General features: G+C 63.6%; 16 protein-coding genes and 1 pseudogene. 8 read left to right on the top strand and 9 right to left on the bottom strand.

From position 1 onward, the window contains the following. The first annotated feature begins 26 nt into the window (after window positions 1-26). Window positions 27-332 (top strand): hypothetical protein, encoded by a 306-nt coding sequence (locus BLW08_RS15420; RefSeq protein ID WP_090824824.1) that lies wholly within the window; start codon window positions 27-29, stop codon window positions 330-332. Between the two features lie 26 nt (window positions 333-358). On the opposite strand, the gene BLW08_RS15415 is transcribed toward BLW08_RS15420, so the two are convergent. Then, window positions 359-991, bottom strand: a complete 633-nt coding sequence (locus BLW08_RS15415) for a DedA family protein (protein ID WP_091326381.1) — start codon at window positions 989-991, stop codon at window positions 359-361. A gap of 54 nt (window positions 992-1045) precedes the next feature. Here BLW08_RS15415 and BLW08_RS15410 point away from each other — a divergent pair, with 54 nt between their 5' ends. Then, complete coding sequence (locus tag BLW08_RS15410; protein WP_175538723.1) at window positions 1046-1615, top strand: O-acetyl-ADP-ribose deacetylase; 570 nt, start codon at window positions 1046-1048, stop codon at window positions 1613-1615. Window positions 1616-1716: 101 nt separating this feature from the next. On the opposite strand, the pseudogene BLW08_RS15405 reads toward BLW08_RS15410, so the two are convergent. Beyond that, a pseudogene (locus BLW08_RS15405) lies at window positions 1717-2904 on the bottom strand (amino acid permease); the annotation flags it as partial. A 173-nt stretch (window positions 2905-3077) separates the two neighbouring features. Between BLW08_RS15405 and BLW08_RS15400 the strand changes: the two are divergent. Next, on the top strand, window positions 3078-3572 hold the full coding sequence (locus tag BLW08_RS15400) for an Lrp/AsnC family transcriptional regulator (protein WP_254779898.1): 495 nt from the start codon (window positions 3078-3080) through the stop codon (window positions 3570-3572). Window positions 3573-3588: 16 nt separating this feature from the next. Here BLW08_RS15400 and BLW08_RS15395 read toward each other — a convergent pair whose 3' ends face one another. Further along, window positions 3589-4248 (bottom strand): hypothetical protein, encoded by a 660-nt coding sequence (locus BLW08_RS15395; RefSeq protein ID WP_090824899.1) that lies wholly within the window; start codon window positions 4246-4248, stop codon window positions 3589-3591. Window positions 4249-4326: 78 nt separating this feature from the next. Then, window positions 4327-5256 (bottom strand): RluA family pseudouridine synthase, encoded by a 930-nt coding sequence (locus BLW08_RS15390; protein ID WP_091326172.1) that lies wholly within the window; start codon window positions 5254-5256, stop codon window positions 4327-4329. 151 nt (window positions 5257-5407) lie between these two features. Between BLW08_RS15390 and BLW08_RS15385 the strand changes: the two genes are divergently transcribed. Then, window positions 5408-6052, top strand: a complete 645-nt coding sequence (locus BLW08_RS15385) for an ArsR/SmtB family transcription factor (protein WP_091326170.1) — start codon at window positions 5408-5410, stop codon at window positions 6050-6052. After that, the gene (locus BLW08_RS15380; RefSeq protein WP_090824831.1) at window positions 6045-6737 is read left to right on the top strand and encodes an SRPBCC family protein; all 693 of its coding nucleotides are present in this window, start codon (window positions 6045-6047) and stop codon (window positions 6735-6737) included. Before BLW08_RS15385 ends, BLW08_RS15380 begins: the two co-directional genes overlap by 8 nt. On the opposite strand, the gene BLW08_RS15375 is transcribed toward BLW08_RS15380, so the two are convergent. Further along, window positions 6734-7321: a TetR-like C-terminal domain-containing protein gene (locus BLW08_RS15375; RefSeq protein ID WP_254779897.1), complete on the bottom strand. Its 588-nt coding sequence runs from the start codon at window positions 7319-7321 to the stop codon at window positions 6734-6736. The genes BLW08_RS15380 and BLW08_RS15375 overlap by 4 nt on opposite strands. 88 nt (window positions 7322-7409) lie before the next feature. Between BLW08_RS15375 and BLW08_RS15370 the strand changes: the two genes are divergently transcribed. Further along, window positions 7410-7919 (top strand): DUF4188 domain-containing protein, encoded by a 510-nt coding sequence (locus BLW08_RS15370; RefSeq protein WP_091326165.1) that lies wholly within the window; start codon window positions 7410-7412, stop codon window positions 7917-7919. Here the strand turns inward: BLW08_RS15370 and BLW08_RS15365 are convergent. Beyond that, window positions 7916-9370, bottom strand: a complete 1455-nt coding sequence (locus tag BLW08_RS15365; protein WP_091326163.1) for a MocR-like transcription factor YczR — start codon at window positions 9368-9370, stop codon at window positions 7916-7918. The two genes, BLW08_RS15370 and BLW08_RS15365, sit on opposite strands and share 4 nt — an antisense overlap. Window positions 9371-9431: 61 nt before the next feature. Here BLW08_RS15365 and BLW08_RS15360 point away from each other — a divergent pair, with 61 nt between their 5' ends. Further along, on the top strand, window positions 9432-10061 hold the full coding sequence (locus BLW08_RS15360; RefSeq protein ID WP_091326377.1) for a membrane protein YczE: 630 nt from the start codon (window positions 9432-9434) through the stop codon (window positions 10059-10061). 18 nt (window positions 10062-10079) lie between these two features. Here BLW08_RS15360 and BLW08_RS15355 read toward each other — a convergent pair whose 3' ends face one another. Genes BLW08_RS15355 through BLW08_RS15345 form a run of 3 tightly spaced genes read right to left on the bottom strand, consistent with a single transcriptional unit; the run spans window position 10080 to window position 13750 of the window. Beyond that, the gene (locus BLW08_RS15355; RefSeq protein ID WP_254779896.1) at window positions 10080-11360 is read right to left on the bottom strand and encodes a glycoside hydrolase family 26 protein; all 1281 of its coding nucleotides are present in this window, start codon (window positions 11358-11360) and stop codon (window positions 10080-10082) included. Window position 11361: 1 nt separating this feature from the next. Then, window positions 11362-11799 carry an STAS domain-containing protein gene (locus BLW08_RS15350; RefSeq protein WP_091326162.1) on the bottom strand — a complete coding sequence of 146 codons (438 nt, stop codon included), beginning with the start codon at window positions 11797-11799 and terminating at the stop codon, window positions 11362-11364. Window positions 11800-11854: 55 nt separating this feature from the next. Then, window positions 11855-13750, bottom strand: coding sequence for a glycosyltransferase family 2 protein (locus BLW08_RS15345; protein WP_090824839.1), 1896 nt, complete (start codon window positions 13748-13750; stop codon window positions 11855-11857). 304 nt (window positions 13751-14054) lie between these two features. On the opposite strand from BLW08_RS15345, the gene BLW08_RS15335 reads away from it, so the two are divergent. After that, window positions 14055-15317, top strand: a complete 1263-nt coding sequence (locus tag BLW08_RS15335; protein WP_091326373.1) for a ricin-type beta-trefoil lectin domain protein — start codon at window positions 14055-14057, stop codon at window positions 15315-15317. Window positions 15318-15538 lie beyond the last annotated feature (221 nt).

The following is a 15538-nucleotide window of genomic DNA, read 5'->3' as shown; positions in this document are numbered from 1 at the left end:
CGGCAATCGGGCGTTAGGGTGGTGGGATGCCGTCGTTCCAGACCAAGTTGAAGATCACTGGCCTCAAACCGGGCAATGCCCCCGAGTCCGTCATGGCCGCCGCCGTAGAGGCCTTGGAAACCCGCCATCACGTGGAATCGAACCAGCTGGACATTGTGGGCGGAGTGCCACAGATCAGCCTCCGCTTCACGGTAGGCGACCGCGATTACAGGGGCGAGAACGACGAAGCCCGCACGTCGGCTGCCATGATGCGTGACGCCGTCGAGCGCGTTGCCCTTACCGGCAGCTTGTATGTGCTGCGTCGCAGCCGCGGCCGTTGGTCGCCCATCTAGGACCGCAGGAATCCAACGCCGGGACGCTACTCGGGCTGGGGGACATCGCCGTCGTACGGTTCGTCCACGGGTGAGCGGCTGCCACGGCGCCTGGTGACAATCAGGCCCACCACCACACCAATTACCAGGCCGACTCCCACGCCTATCAGCGAGCTCGCCCAGAAGGGAAGCTTGGTGGTGGAGCCGGTGAAGTAGCCCAGGCCCACTTGCCACACGGCCCACAACACAGCGCCCAAGCCGGCGCAGAGGCTGAATCCACGCACGGAAACATTGGCAATGCCGGCTGCGGACGAGGTAGCGAGTCTTCCTCCCGGGATGAAACGCGCGCCAATGATGGCCCCGTACGTTGAGGAGCGGCCCGCCTCGGCGATTGCCTCGTGGATTCCGCGGTGAACCCGGCGGCCCCATGACCATCGGTCCAGGACATGGCTGATGCGCCGCCTGAACAACACGAAAACCGCCATGTCTCCGAGCCAGGAGGCGAAAGCGGCGAGGAACAGGATCAGCCAGAAGTTGGCGTGGCCGTCGGCAGCGAGAGCGCCTCCGGTAATCACCACCATCTCGGACGGGATGGGCGGGAAGATGGCATCACCCAGCACGATGGGGACGATCCACAGATATATTGCGGATCCCCAGGTCTCGGGGGCGGTGATGTCCATGGCCACAAGGTACCGCACTTGCCTCTGCCGCTGCTCCGGCGCGAGACTGGCGGCATGCGAATCGACATCCTGCACGGAGATATCACCACGCGCGGCGTTGACGCGATCATCAACGCCGCAAACTCATCCCTGCTCGGTGGAGGGGGAGTGGACGGCGCAATTCACAGGGCCGCTGGACCTGAACTCCTTGAGGCGTGCCGTGAGCTGCGGCGGACGGAGTTGCCGGGTGGGCTGCCGGTGGGTGGCGCCGTCGCGACGCCCGGCTTCCGGCTTCCTGCCCGCTGGGTGGTCCACACTGTGGGACCCAACAGGCACGCAGGGCAGACGGATCCGGCGCTGCTGGCTTCGTGCTTCCGCGAAAGTCTGACGGTGGCAGCGGGACTGGGTGCCCGGTCCGTGGCTTTCCCCGCGATCAGCGCCGGAATCTATGGTTGGGATGCGCGTCAGGTCGCCGAGGTAGCGTTCGACGCCGTGAGATCGTTCTGGTCGTCATCGTCAGCGGGTGCCTCTGCAGGCAGCCCTCTGGAGGTAGTGGAGTTCGTGCTGTTCTCCGAGGATACGACGGCGGTCTTCCGGACGGTGTTTGGGTCCTCCCCGGGGTTTGATTCTTCAGAGGGTGCCTGACTCTTGCGCCGTTGCACCACGAAGAACAGGACCGTGACGAGTGCAAGGGACGGAAGGCCAAAGATCAGTGTCATGCTGAACGCCTCGGTGCCGAGCGTGCTCACGGCAATCGCAAGCATGAGGACGGCGCCCAGGATGGTGCCCACGGGGTAGAAACGGGTTTTGTAGGAGAGCTCAGTTCCGCTGCGCTTGAGGCTCCGGCGGAAGAACCAGTGGGTCACAAAGATCATGAACCAGGTGAACATGGCGCCGAACATGGAAATGGCCATCATGAAGGTGAAAGCAGTCTGGGGGAACATGGCGTACACCACGGTGGCGATCGCAATTCCGGCCGTGGACAGAATGAGGGCATTCACGGGTGCGCCGTTGGGCCGGAGTTTTCCAAAGATGGACGGTGCGTCTCCGCTGCGGGAGAGGCTGAAGATCATGCGGGTGGAGATGTAGAGCTGGCTGTTCATGGCGGACAGTGCGGCGATAATCACCACGAAGGTCAGCAGGCTGTCAGCGAAGGGGATGCCCAGGTTCTGCATCACGGTGACGAAAGGGCTGCCGCCTGCCAGGATCTGGCTGACGGGGGCGATGGCCAGTATCAGCGCCAGTGTGACGATGTAGAAGAGGAGGAGCCGGACAATGGTGGTGCGGAAGGCCTTCTTCACTGCCGTCGCAGGATCTTTGGCTTCGCCGGCTGCGATGGCGATCATCTCGATGCTGAGGTAGCTGAAGATGGACACAATTACCGCGAACCAGGTGCCGGACAGCCCGTGCGGGAAGAATCCGCCGTCGGACGTGTAGTTCTGGAAGCCTGTACCTTCCGTACGGTCGCCGACGACGATGTATGCGCCCAGCACAATGAAGGCAATGATCGCGAAGACCTTGATGCTGGAGAACCAGTACTCCAGGGTTCCGAACACCTTCACGTTCAAGGTGTTCACGCCGATGAGCACTGCCGAGAAGAAGATGACCCACAGCAGCGAGGGCACGTCAGGGAACCACAGTTTCATGTATTCGCCCACCGCGGTGACCTCGGTGCCCACGGCCAGCACAATGCAGGACCAATACATGTACTTGACCAGGAATCCGGCCAGCGGGCTGACATAGTGCTCGGCGAAAGCGCCGAACGAGCCCGAGGTAGGGTGGGCCACTGTCATCTCCGAAAGGCTACCCATCAAGAGCAGGGCGATCAGCCCGCCAATCGCATAACTGATGATCACGCTGGGACCGGCCAGGCCGATGGCAAATTTGCTCCCCAGGAACAGGCCCGTGCCGATTGCACCGCCCAGCGCGATCATGGTCATTTGGCGTGAAGTGAGCTGCTTTTTCAGCCCGCCTTCACGTTCCTGGATCTTGTCGAAACTGCTCATCACGACCTCCTCGTCGATTCTGCAAATCGCTTCAAGATAGAATCCAACTCAAGCTCGCACCAAGGATTTTGAAGAATCACAAAATGAAAAGGGATTGATTCGTGTCTGATTCAACAATCGCCCGAAATCAGAGTGCCCTCGTGAATCGCGTTCGGCTGGACGATACGGACCGGCTGATCCTCCAGGAGCTGATGGCCGATGCTCGGATCCCCAACAATGTGCTGGCCTCGAAGGCCGGGATTGCACCTTCCACCTGTCTGGGACGGGTCCGGGCCCTTCGGGATGCCGGGATCATCTGGGGCTTCCACGCATCAGTGGATCTTGAAGCGTTGGGATTGCTGGTCTACGCGCTGATCTCAGTCCGGGTGAACTCGCAGGCAAGGAACAAGATGTTGGCGATCGGTCAGAGGTTGAGGGCGCTGCCAAACGTCCAAAGCGTCTTCCTGCTGGCTGGTGACCAGGACTTTCTGGTACATGTGGCCTGCGGGACGCCGAAGGAACTGCGTGACTTCATTGCCATCCATCTCGCATCGGATCCTGCAATCGCCAACACCCAGACGAACCTGGTGTTCGACCATCTGACGCCGGGGGACTGAGTCTCTCCGCGGAAGGTCAGGCTGGTTCCGGTGCAGCGCCGCTTGGCGCCTCAGCCGGCCGCTTGTGCCCGAGGAACTTTCCCGCCCTGAAATACCAGTACGGCCATGCTGCCCACGATGACGCACCGGCAAGGAAGCCCACTCCCATTACTGCGTAACGGAGCCACTCCGGCCCGGGGATAAGGAATCCAAGGCCGGCAATGGGAAGCCCGATCAGCAGCGCTCCGCCGATGAACCGGCCAAGCTTCGCGAGTCCGCTCGGATAGTCCCCAGCGTGAAGCAGCTTGTTGTTCGCCACGAGGAACCAAATCCCTTGGATGACAATGGCGGACACGGAAACTGCCGTGGATGGCCCGAAGTCCAGCACCTTGAGTACCAGCAGAGCAGAGCTCGTGGCACCCGCTGCGCAGGCCGCCACGGTCACCCATTTCAGCGGCCCGGTCCACTGTGTTTCCGGAAGGCGCTTGTGGACTTGCAGTATCACCGGGATGACGAGCACGTTGAACACCGCACCCGTGGCATCGTTGATGGCGCCGAACACGAAGGGGCCGCCCCGGGGCACCTCCACGGCATACATGGCTCCGAGGGTCAGCACACCGGCAACGCCAACCGCTGCGGCAGAGTAGGCGAAAGCCGACGCAGTCTTATCGCCCGGAATTTCAGTGATGTGCTTCATCGCAACTCCCCGGTTCTGCCCCAGCAAACCCATGGTAGCCCTGCTTTGTTGCGGAAGAAACGGTCTCCGCACAACGTGTCAGGCGTGGGCTTCGCTGAGCTCCAACCGGCTCCGGTACTCCACGGGATGCTTGCTGATGGGATCTATGAAAGTGATGCCGCGGGCCAGGAGTTGGAGGGGCCTGCTGTAGTCATCCGGGGCCTTGTCCAACAGATCCGGATAGAAGGCGTCGTTGACGATTCCCAGCCCGAGCGAGGCCATGTGCACGCGGAGTTGGTGCGTCTTTCCGGTGTGCGGCTCCAGCCGGTACAGCGCGCGCTGGTGAGTTCCGGCGTCGAACGTTCTTGTCTGTTCAATGCGCGTTTCAGCGTTCGGTTCACCGGGAATGACTTCGGCGAGCAGGTAGCTGCGGGACTTGGTCATGCGGTTGCGGACAACTACAGGGAACTCGACGGCGGGAAAGCCTGCGGCGGGCGTGGCGGCGGAAACACACTCGTATTCCTTCTGGACCTGGCGCTTCTCGAAGAGCACCTGGTACTTACCGCGGGTCTCGGGGTTGGTGGAGAGCAGCAGCAGGCCGGCGGTCATGCGGTCCAGGCGGTGCATGGGGATGAGGTCCGGGAGGTCCAGCAGGTTCCGGAGCCGGACCAGCGCGGATTCCTGGATGTACGTGCCGCCGGGCGTGGTGGGGAGGAAGTGCGGCTTGTCCACCACCAGGATGTGTTCGTCCTGATGCAGGATGGTGATTTCCACGGGCAGCCGTGTTTCCGGCGGGAGCGTGCGGTAGTACCAAATGAAGGTGTGGTCCTCCAGTTTGGTGCTGCGGTCCAGGGGTACGCCGCCCTCGCCCACGATTTCGCCGGCGTCGAACCGGTCCTCGATGCCTTGGGGGTCTATGTGTCCCCAACGGTGCATCATGTAGTCCATTGCGGTGGTCCATGGTCCCTCGTCCGGCAGACGGAGGCGGGTGGCGTTCACGCCGTCGCGCACGGGGAGGGGGGATTGCATCACCGGACAATTCTACCGGCCAGGCGTTGTGGGGCCCGCTCTGCGCCCTTAAACGCGCCCGAATCGCGCATAGCGGGCCTCACAACGGAAGAGCTAACCGAACATAAAAAAGTTCTTGACAATAAAAGTTGTCGGTAAGCATACTTGAAGCATGTTGGACATCGAAGTGATCGAGGACCCGGCCGCAGCGGAAGCCTCGCTGGACCCGATCCGCACCCGTATCCTGCGGGAGCTCGTGGAACCTGCCTCCGCCACGCAACTGGCCGCGAAGGTGGGGCTGCCCCGGCAGAAGGTGAATTACCACCTCAAAGCCCTGGAACGCCACGGGCTGGTGGAGCTGGTGGAAGAGCGACGCAAGGGCAACGTCACCGAGAGGGTGCTGCGTGCCACGGCGGCCTCCTACCTGATCTCGCCCGTCGCACTGGCGTCCGTGGCGCCTGACCCCCGGCGCTTCGCAGACCGCTTCTCGGCCTTCTGGCTGCTGTCCCTGGCCTCCCGGACTGTGCAGGAGATGGGCAAACTCATCGCCGGTGCTGCGGTGGCCAAGAAGAAGCTGGCCAGCTTCGCGATCGATGGCGAGATCACTTTCCGCTCTGCTGCCGAACGGGCGGCGTTCGCGGAAGAGCTCGGCGTAGCGGTGACCCAACTTGTGGATAAGTACCACGACGGCGGTGCTGCCGCCGCCGCGGCGGGCGGTGCACGTAAGCACCGGCTCGTCGTCGTACTTCACCCTGCACTTAAGACAACCCAAGCCTCCCCGGAGCAATCAGCAGAAAAGGATCACAGCAATGACTGACAACCGGAAATTCGAAATCGTAGCGGACACTGAACTCCCCGGCACTCCCGAGCGGGTGTGGCAGGCGGTCACCAAGGACACCCCGGCGTGGATGTTCCCCACGGATCAGTGGCCCGACGTCAAGACCACCGAGGAATACCCCAGTCACCTGGTGTCCCGGATGGACGGTCCCGACGGATGGTTCAACCAGCTGGAGCACATCCTTGAGCCGCTTGAGGGTGGCCGCGCCAAGCTGCACTACGTGCACAGTGGCATCTTTGCCGACAACTGGGACGAACAGTACGACGGCGCCAGCAAGCACACCGAGTTCTACCTGCACACCCTTGGCCAGTACCTTCAGTACTTCGACGGCAAGCCGGTGGTGTTCACCGATGTCCAGGCACCAGCGTCATCGCAGACGCCGGACGGTTTCCTGCAGTTGAAAAAGGCCCTGAGCGTGGAAGGTGCCGCCGCCGGTTCACCGTTCGAAGTGGACGTCGACGGCGTAGGCCGGCTGAGTGGGGAAGTGGACTTTTCCAACGAGAACTTCCTGGGGCTCAGGACTGCTGACACCTTGTACCGCTTCTTCGGCAGGAACGCTTTCGGCGCTCCGGTGGGCATGACGGTGCACGAGTTCAGCGGCTCCGGCGATTCGGAACTCACGGCCAAGGCTTGGGGCGCATTCCTGGAGAAGGTATACGCCTAAGGGTCTGGTGAGGCCGCCCAGGCCCGAGCCACGGAATCCAGGGCGGCCTCATAAATGGAGTTCCAGTCGGTGGCGGGATCGTTCATCTGCGCCAGCTCCAAGCTGACGAGTCCATGGACCTGCCCCCAGATGGCCATGGCCACGAGTGTGGGCTCGTCCTTGCGCAGCGAGCCCGCCGACTGTGCGGCTACCACCGCCTCCACCAAGGGGAGCATCGACTCGGAGGCGACTTCCGGCGTCGGGCTGCAATCAACGTAGGCGGCCAGTGCGCCGCCGAACATCAGGCGGTAAAGGGCCGGGTGGTCCAGCGCCCAGACGCGGTAGGCCTGGCCCAATCCCAACAGTCCGTCCTTGGCGGCCTCGCGTTGGGACTCCCCAAAGGAGCGAAAACCGTCGTCGACGGCGGCCCTCAGCAGTTGCGCTTTCCCGCCAAAGAGCGAGTAGATCGCGCTGGTGGACGTCTCTGCGGCAGCGGCCACGTCGCGGAGGGTGACGCGCGCCGGACCTTCGCGGTCCACCAGCTCAGCGGTGACCGCGAGAAGCCGATCCTGAACGTGTTGATCATGAATTACGGGTCTTGCCATACCCTCAAGTGTTTCATAACATTGTTTCATAACAACGTTACGAAACCCGGATCCGGGAACTCGACGTTTTCCCAACCGAAGGATTCACATGGCACAGGAGATCTTCCCCGGCCGCTTCACTGCGGATGTCGGGCGCGAAACGGTCACCGTTTTCCTCATCGGAATGCGCGCAAACCGATGGTGGAAGATGGGCCGCGTTGCCAAGGTGGCGTCGGCGATGCCCACCATGATGAAGCACCTCGCCACAAACCCCGAGGCAGGCCTGCTCGGCAGCGAGCAATGGTTCGGGCGGACCACCATGCTGCTCAGCTATTGGGAAAGCCCGGAGCACCTGAGGCGCTTCGCCGCGGACAAGGAGTCCCCGCACCTGGGTCCATGGCGGAAGTTCATGAAGGAGATCGCGGGCAGTGGCGATGTGGGGGTGTGGCACGAGACGTACCAGGTGCCGGCGTCGGGTATTGAAGTGGTGTACAACGGGATGCCGCTCTTCGGGCTCGCCAAAGCAACCTCGCACGTACCCGTCGGACCCGGCAGCAACACGGCGAAGCAGCGCATGGGCTCAGCTGCACGGGCCGCACACCAGGCGGCGGACCGCTAGGCGACTGCAGCAGCAGTTGGCCTCCCGGCCTTGAGGGTTCGGCGCAGCTGGGGTGAGGCGTCCAGCGTGTCCTGAGCGGCGCGCAGCGCACGGACCGCGAACTCCAACTGCTCCGGCGGCAAGGTGTACGGCACGCGCATGTAGTGTTCAAAGGCGCCGCCCACCCCGAATCGCGGACCCGCGGCCAATCGAAGCCCGAAGTCCGGTGCCAGAACAGTCAGCGCAGTGCTGCACGGCGAAGGGAGGCGGCACCACACCGTCAGCCCACCCCGCGGGCGCTCCACCTCCCACTCCGGCAGGTGCTCAGCCAGCAATGCCAGCAGGGCCTCCCTGTTGTGGCGCAGCTCCTCCAGCCGGGCGTCCAGGGGCTCGGCGAAGGAACGTACCAGGCGCGCCGCAGCCAATTGCTCTACCACGGGACCGCCCAGGTCCATGACGGTCCGCGTTGCCACGCAGCGGGCAATCAGGGTCTCGTCAGCGCGGATCCACCCGGTCCTGAGGCCCGCCCAGTGGGACTTGCTCAGCGACCCAATGGACACCACAGCAGGACCGAAGGAGGACATCGGCGCGGTTCGGACGGCGTCGAGGTTCAACCCGCGCAGTGTCTCGTCCACCACCAGCACGGTCCCGGACGCTGCAGCCGCGCGCACCAAGCGGCGCCGCTGCAGATCCGACATGATGCGCCCTGTTGGGTTGTGGAAATCGGGAACAAGGTACGCCATGGCCGGGCGTTGCTGGTTCATGGTGGACACCATGGCGTCGATGTCCCAGGCCGGCGACGTGCCGGGCGGCAACGCGACCGGCAAGGGCTTGCAGCCTGACGCCCTGATCGCGTCCAGGGCGTTGGGGTAGGTGGGGTGTTCCACCAGCACCCGGTCCTGCTTCCCGGCGAGCGTTCGCAGCACGATGTTGAGCGCGTGCTGAGCACCTGAGGTGACCAGGATCTGGCCGGGCGTCGTGGGAACGCCCTCAGCCGTGTACTTGTCCGCGATCGCTTCGCGGAGGGCGGGGACGCCGACGGCGTCGTATCCAAACCCGGGCAGGAGGGCAGGGAGCTCAGTCAGAGCGTCCGCGAATGCTCGATGCACCACCTCGCCGGCGGCTGACAGCGACGCGTACGCCAGGTCCAGGAGTCCGTCCGGCACGGCCAGTCCCGGTGCGCTCACCGGCACGCTGCGGTGCGGGATGCACGTCCTCCCGCGGCTGCCTTGCCCTGCCGTGAGGAAACCTTGCTCGCGCAGGCTGGCGTATGCAGCGGTGACTGTGGTCCGGCTGAGTCCCAGCGTCTGGGCCAGGGCCCGCTCGCTGGGCAGTGCGACGTCCAAGGGGATGCGCCCGTCCATCACCAGTAAACGCACGACGTCGGCCAGCTCACGGTAGGCGGGCAGGGCGCCGGAGTTCCACGAGCCCAGAAGGCGGACGAGGGCGGTGGGGTTCAGTGAGCCGGACATAAGACCAGTATTCCAAACTGGCTATGGAATACAAGGCCAGTTTCCTTGGATGATGTATTTCATGATGACCCGAAGAATCACACAACTCTTGATCGGCCTCGCGATGTATGGCATCTCCTTGGCCATGTTCATCCGAGCCGGCCTTGGTTTGGACCCGTGGGATGTTTTCCACCAAGGCGTGTCCCAAAAGACTGGATTCAGCATTGGTGTTGTGGTCATCGCGGTCAGCTTCCTGGTTCTTCTTCTGTGGATCCCGCTGCGGCAAATGCCGGGAATCGGCACCATCGCCAACGCCGTCCTGGTGGGCCTGTTCGCCGATCTGGGCCTCTGGCTTATCCCGGAGCTCTCCCACCTCGGCGGACAGATCGCCATGCTCGCAGGAGCCGTGATCCTGAACGGCATCGCCTCCGCCTGCTACATCGGTGCACGCCTTGGCCCCGGCGCGCGCGATGGCCTGATGACCGGCCTGGTCCGACGTACAGGCTGGTCCGTTCGGCTGGTGCGCACCGGCATCGAAGTAGTTGTCCTGGCTGTGGGCTTCCTCCTGGGTGGCTCCGTGGGCGTGGGCACCGTGGTGTACGCCCTGGCCATCGGGCCGATCGTGCAGGTCCTGCTGCCGAAGTTCATGGTCCCGGAGCGGGCAAAGGCAACGGCCCCCACGGAAACCGTGGAGGCCGCGCCCGCCGCGTAGGGCTTAGCGCCCGGGGCACTAGCGGCACGCCCCCAGATCCTCGCCGTACCGCAACCAGTCCGGCAGGTCCTGGGTCAGGGCGTCGCGGATGGCGGGTGATCCAGCGCTCCGCCAGTCGACGTCGTCGTTGATCTCAATCTCGTACTTCTTCCACTCGAACCAGTTGATCATCTTCAACTGTGGGTATTTTTGGTGGGTTTCGGCGGAGAATACCTGGCGCCACCAAGTCCTCTTCACGTCCAGCTCGGAGGCTCCGCCGCGTGCCGGCGTGAAGATGGCCGCGGTCTCTGGGATGGCCACCGGCTTGTTGTGATCCACCCCGTACACCTGGTAGAAATCCGGGACTGAACTGTCGTTGCCGGCGGTGCCGCTGTACGTTCCGGTGAGCATGGCCAGGAACTTGCCTGGCTCGGCAACGTCGTTGTTACCCCAAGGGCGCTGGTTGCCCCAGTGATACAAGGAAACTCCCACCCAGTCCACAGCGTCATCCCCGGGATAGTAGGGCGAGTAGGTGTCGTCGTACATGGTGAGGGCGCCATCGTGGTCGGTGTCCAGAGCGGCAAAGTCCGGAGTGCCCGGACGGGCCGCGTACTGGCCGCCAGTGAACGGATAACCGCCGCCGTAGTTGGGCGCCCACATCATGGACGTGCCGGGCGCTTGGCTGTGCACAGCCGCCGCCACTTTGCGGAAAACCTCCACGTAGCGGATCGGTTGCTGGCCCCACGAGTACCAGGAGCCATTCATCTCATGCGCAAAACGCACGACGACGGGCGTCCCCTGATCGTTGATGGCACGTAAGTCGGTGGCCAACTTTGCGATGACTTCATCGCTCATGGTGGCCAGTCCGCCGTGCGGCTCAAGCGTCAGGAGCAGCGCTCCACCCGTAGCGCGGACCTGGGTGACGGCATTGGTGGTGTGGGACCACGTTTCCTGGTCATAAGGAATATCCGAGAACTGCACCACCACGGCGGGATCATGGCCGAGGTTGGTGCGGTGTTGGGCCAAAGTCTCCGAGTCCCAGTCCAGGTTGACGCCCAGGAGCACGCCGTCCTTGGGGATGATCGACGAGGCATCGTCCGCCCTGCACAGGGACAATGCCTGCACAACGGGGACCACTTCCTTGGACGCGAAGCCCAGGCCCGTGGCCACCAGTGCTGTGACCAGCAGCGGAACCAGCAGGCTGGCGCGCCTTCGTTTGCGGTCAGGGTGTCCGGTGAACGTGGGTGGTGTTGGGTTCGGCCTGGGTGGTGTTGGCCACAGCTTGGGTGGGTCCGGCGGCGTCAGTGTTGACCGGGCCATGTCAGCCCCAACCGAACGTGCGATGCCGTCGCGCGAACATCGTGAGCCAGCCGGGCCGGCGTGCAGCGTGACGGGCCCGCACGGGTGATGCGCCGCCGTCGACGGCTTCCTCGCGGGTGCCGTAAATGCGGGCCACTTGTCCCAGATGGGCTTGAAGCCGGGTATCGTCCAAAGCCGCTGAACTGCCGAAAAGCCGCAAATCTCCTCCGCGTGCGCGCAGCAGATGCAGCACTTCAAGAAGGCCGACGACGCCGGAAGCGCCTACTGAGGTCACCTCAGTGATATCCAGGAGGATCAGGATGGGCCCGTCAGTTGCGGCCTTGGCCGAGTCCTGCCGGATGGCTAAAACGGTGGCTGCGTCCATGGCGCCCTGGATCCTCAGATCGCAGGCTGTCAGTGATGTGGGAGTGGCGTGTGAAACACGGGAAAGTGTGGACATGATGGGTCGCTCCTGGCTGGGGGTTGGAACGGCGTTTTGGGTGATTAGTGGCGGGTCAGTCCCTCAGTGGAGGTGCTGTCCGCGACGGTAGGCCAAGGACACTGGCCAGTTGCCCGGGTGTGGGCATGGGATCCAGCTGCTCTTCGCCTGGACCCTGATACCGGGCTGCACCGATGACCACGCCCAGCAAGGCAAGGTCCAGTGCCACCCAGGCGAGGGTGATGAGCGTGGGGTAGAGGGGAGCTTCGCCAGTGGCTGCGCGGGCTATGCCGATTCCCGATGAGGCCAGCAGCACGGCTATCGCCACCATTTGCAGCCGGACGTGGTGGAAGCCCCGCCCTGTTGCCTGTTTGCTCTTGGCCGTGACGGAGAACGTCAGGTGTTTGCCCAGGAAAACCGCCGCCGCACCCGAACAGGTTGCGGCGATCCACGTGGGAAAGAGCGCGAAGGACCATTGCTGGCCGCGCCACAAACCCCTGGCCCCGTTGCCCGCAACCTGGAACAGCAGTTGGCAGGAAATGAAGAACGGCAGGAACAAGCAGAAGAACACCACAGGGCTGGCAGTGAGGGGGTAGGTCCCGGCTACCAGGAACACCACCGGCGCCGCAATGTAACTCAGGGCGGCGAAACCGTTCAGATAGCTGGTCATGGTGCCCAAATACATCAGGCGCTGTGCCAGAGTCAGCCCGCGCAGAAACAACGGATTGTCGTTGAAAAACACCTGCATGGTGCCCGCTGCCCAGCGATGACGCTGCGACAACATGGTGGACACATCCTCCGGGGCAAGTCCGTGGACCAGCACCTCGTGGTGGTAGACGCTTCCCCATCCCATGGCATGAAGGTGCATGGCCGTTGCCATGTCCTCGGTGATGGTGGTGGTGTCCATCGGATGGATGGCCAGTGCTTGGTCAGTATGCGCCACGTCCACCGATTCCAGCACGGCATCGAGTTCCGGCACTACGTCATCCATGGCATCGGGCACTGCCAATGCCGCCGCATGGAAGGACACCCGGAGCTCGAAGGTGATCTCCGCGAGCACGTCCCCCCGGCGGAGCTGTTGTTCGGCGCGGGCGATCGCTTCCAGCGCCTGTTCCACTACCGGCATGGCCGCCGGGTGGCGACGGCCCAGTTCGCCAAGCAGGTCCTGCAACCTGGAGCGGCCCCGGCGCAGGGCGCTCCAGGTGTGCTCGGTGGCGGTCCGGGTGTAGCGGGTGAGGCCCAAGGCCATGAGGGCCTCCCTGCGCAGGACGGCATTGGAACCGCAGAAGAACGCCGCGTCCCACCCGTCCTTGCCCTGCTGGATGGGGCCGTAGAACAATTCGGCCTGGCTGCCCAGGGGATCGCGGTCCGGAACATTCCAGAAGTGCTGGGGTGTCTGGACGAAGGCCACTTCCTCTGCATCAAAGTAGCCAAGGACGCGGTCCAGGAAGCGGGGCTCCGGGACTTGGTCCGCGTCCAGGATGGCCACGAACTCACCGGTGGTCATGGACAGGGCGTTATTGACGTTGCCTGCCTTGGCGAACCGCTGCCGGCCGTCCCACTCGGGACCACGCGTGATGTAGCCAACGCCGATCCGCCGGGCTGCGCCAGCGAACTCCTTGCGGTCGCCGTCGTCCAGGATCCAGGTTTCGTGCGGATATTCCAGGTCCCGGGCAGCGAGGGCCGTCTTGAGGACGAGCTCCAGTGGCTCGTTGTAGGTGGCGATGAACACGTCCACGGTCCTGCCCGGCAGGGCGGGTGGGGGAGGTGGACGTCGTCGTGCGTTCCACATGGTGATCGCGTACAGTGCTGACTCGCCCAGGCTGTACGTCTCCGCGGCCACCAACGGCAGGGAAATCCACCAGGCATCCCATGCAACGGTGCCTGACCAGCGCCAACTGATATAGATCAGGCCAAAAGAAACCACCAGGACCGCAAGGATCCTTACCAATATCTGCCTATGAATGCCCATGTTTAGCCTCCGGGTAACTGCTGGGGAAAAGGCAAAGGCACGGCAGCCGGTCCAACGCCTTGGGGGCGAAAGTTGGGAGGACACGGCTGACGCGCCTGGAGCATGCATCGTCGATGCTCAGAGGAAGGAATTCAGTTGCGAACGGAATTTACGGCTTCCTGATCCCACTTTCTCCCGCCTGCATTTCGTCGGCGTTACGGACGTGATAAGTGCTTTCGCGTTGATTATTTCCTCCCAGTGACATTTTGGATGTCGCTGCAAAAAGCCTTGCGGACCCGGCGGAAAGGCCGTCAGAGTGGCAACCATGAAGCGAAGACTCATGCCTCTGGCGATGGTCATCGTTGGCCTGACCATAACGGCGACGCTCATCGCTCCTGAACCTCCGGCGCTGGCAGCCGCCAGCATGCCGGCCCCCGGTGCGCTGCTGTGGAGCGATGAGTTCAACGGACCCGCCGGAACCGCCCCGGACAACAGCAAATGGGTTCACGACACGGGCGGGTCAGGGTGGGGAAACGGCGAACTGCAGTACTACACCAACAGCACGCACAACGCCGCCGCGGATGGGCACGGAAACATGGCCATCACCGCCCGCCGTGAAAATCCTGCTGGTTATCAGTGCCACTACGGAACGTGCCAGTACACATCCGCGCGCCTCTTGACGGCGGGAAAGTTCAGCCGCACGCAAGGCCGGTTCGAAGCCCGAATCAAGCTGCCCAAAGGACAAGGAATGTGGCCCGCCTTCTGGATGCTGGGCGACAACGTCTTCACCGACGGCTGGCCCAACAGCGGCGAACTGGACGTCATGGAAAACATTGGCAAGGAATCCGGAACCGTGTGGGGAAGCATTCACGGCCCGGGGTATTCCGGTGCCAACGCGGCGAACGCCAGCTACACGCTGCCGCAGGGAAAGGCGTTGGCCGAGACTTTTCACACGTTCACCGTGGACTGGGGACCGGAGTCCGTCACGTGGTACATCGACGGCATCGCCTACTCGCGGAAAACCAAGGCCAACACTCCCGGGCCCTGGGTTTTTGACCACAACTTCTTCCTGCTGTTGAACCTCGCTGTGGGCGGCTACTGGCCAGGAACGCCGGACTCGGGAACAGCTTTCCCGCAAGCCCTGCTGGTTGACTACGTCCGCGTGTACCAGCTCGCCGCCCCGCCGTCGCAACCCGCAGCTCCCGCCAGCACCCGGATCCAGGGTTATGCGGGCAAGTGCATCGACATCGCGGGACGCCAGGCCACAGAGGGTGCCCAACTTCAGCTGTGGGACTGCGACGCTGCTGCTTCCGAGCAATGGACATTTGCCGCCAACGGAACTGTTCGATCCTTGGGGAAATGCATGGACGTCGCCTGGGGCTCCACCACCAACGGCGCACGCATTCAACTCGCCACGTGCAGTGGAAATGCCGCGCAACAGTTCGTGCTGAACTCCGCCGGCGATTTGGTGAACCCGCAAGCGAACAAATGTGTGGACGTGGCGGATTGGTCTGCGTCCGCAGGTTCCCGCTTGCAGCTTTGGGATTGCGCCGGGTCCGCCAACCAGAAGTGGTGGCGGATGGCGTAAAAAGCGTCCGACGGCGGTGCGCACCTTTGCGGGACCGCCGACTATTGCTGGGGCGGCTGGGGAGCTTCCTGGAGTAGTCGGCAGGCCGGGCTTGGGGCCGCGCCGCCGTCGCGGCGGTGACCGTTGTGCCCGGCCGGGCATGTTTGAGGTGCCCGGCCGGGCCGCGGTTTCAGGTATGGGCTGGCTTGCGGCTGTTCGTGTGGCTACGGCGCTGGGCTGGC

This window comes from Arthrobacter sp. cf158 (assembly GCF_900106835.1).
GTDB lineage: Bacteria > Actinomycetota > Actinomycetes > Actinomycetales > Micrococcaceae > Arthrobacter.
This window is presented reverse-complemented; position numbering and strand designations above follow the sequence as displayed.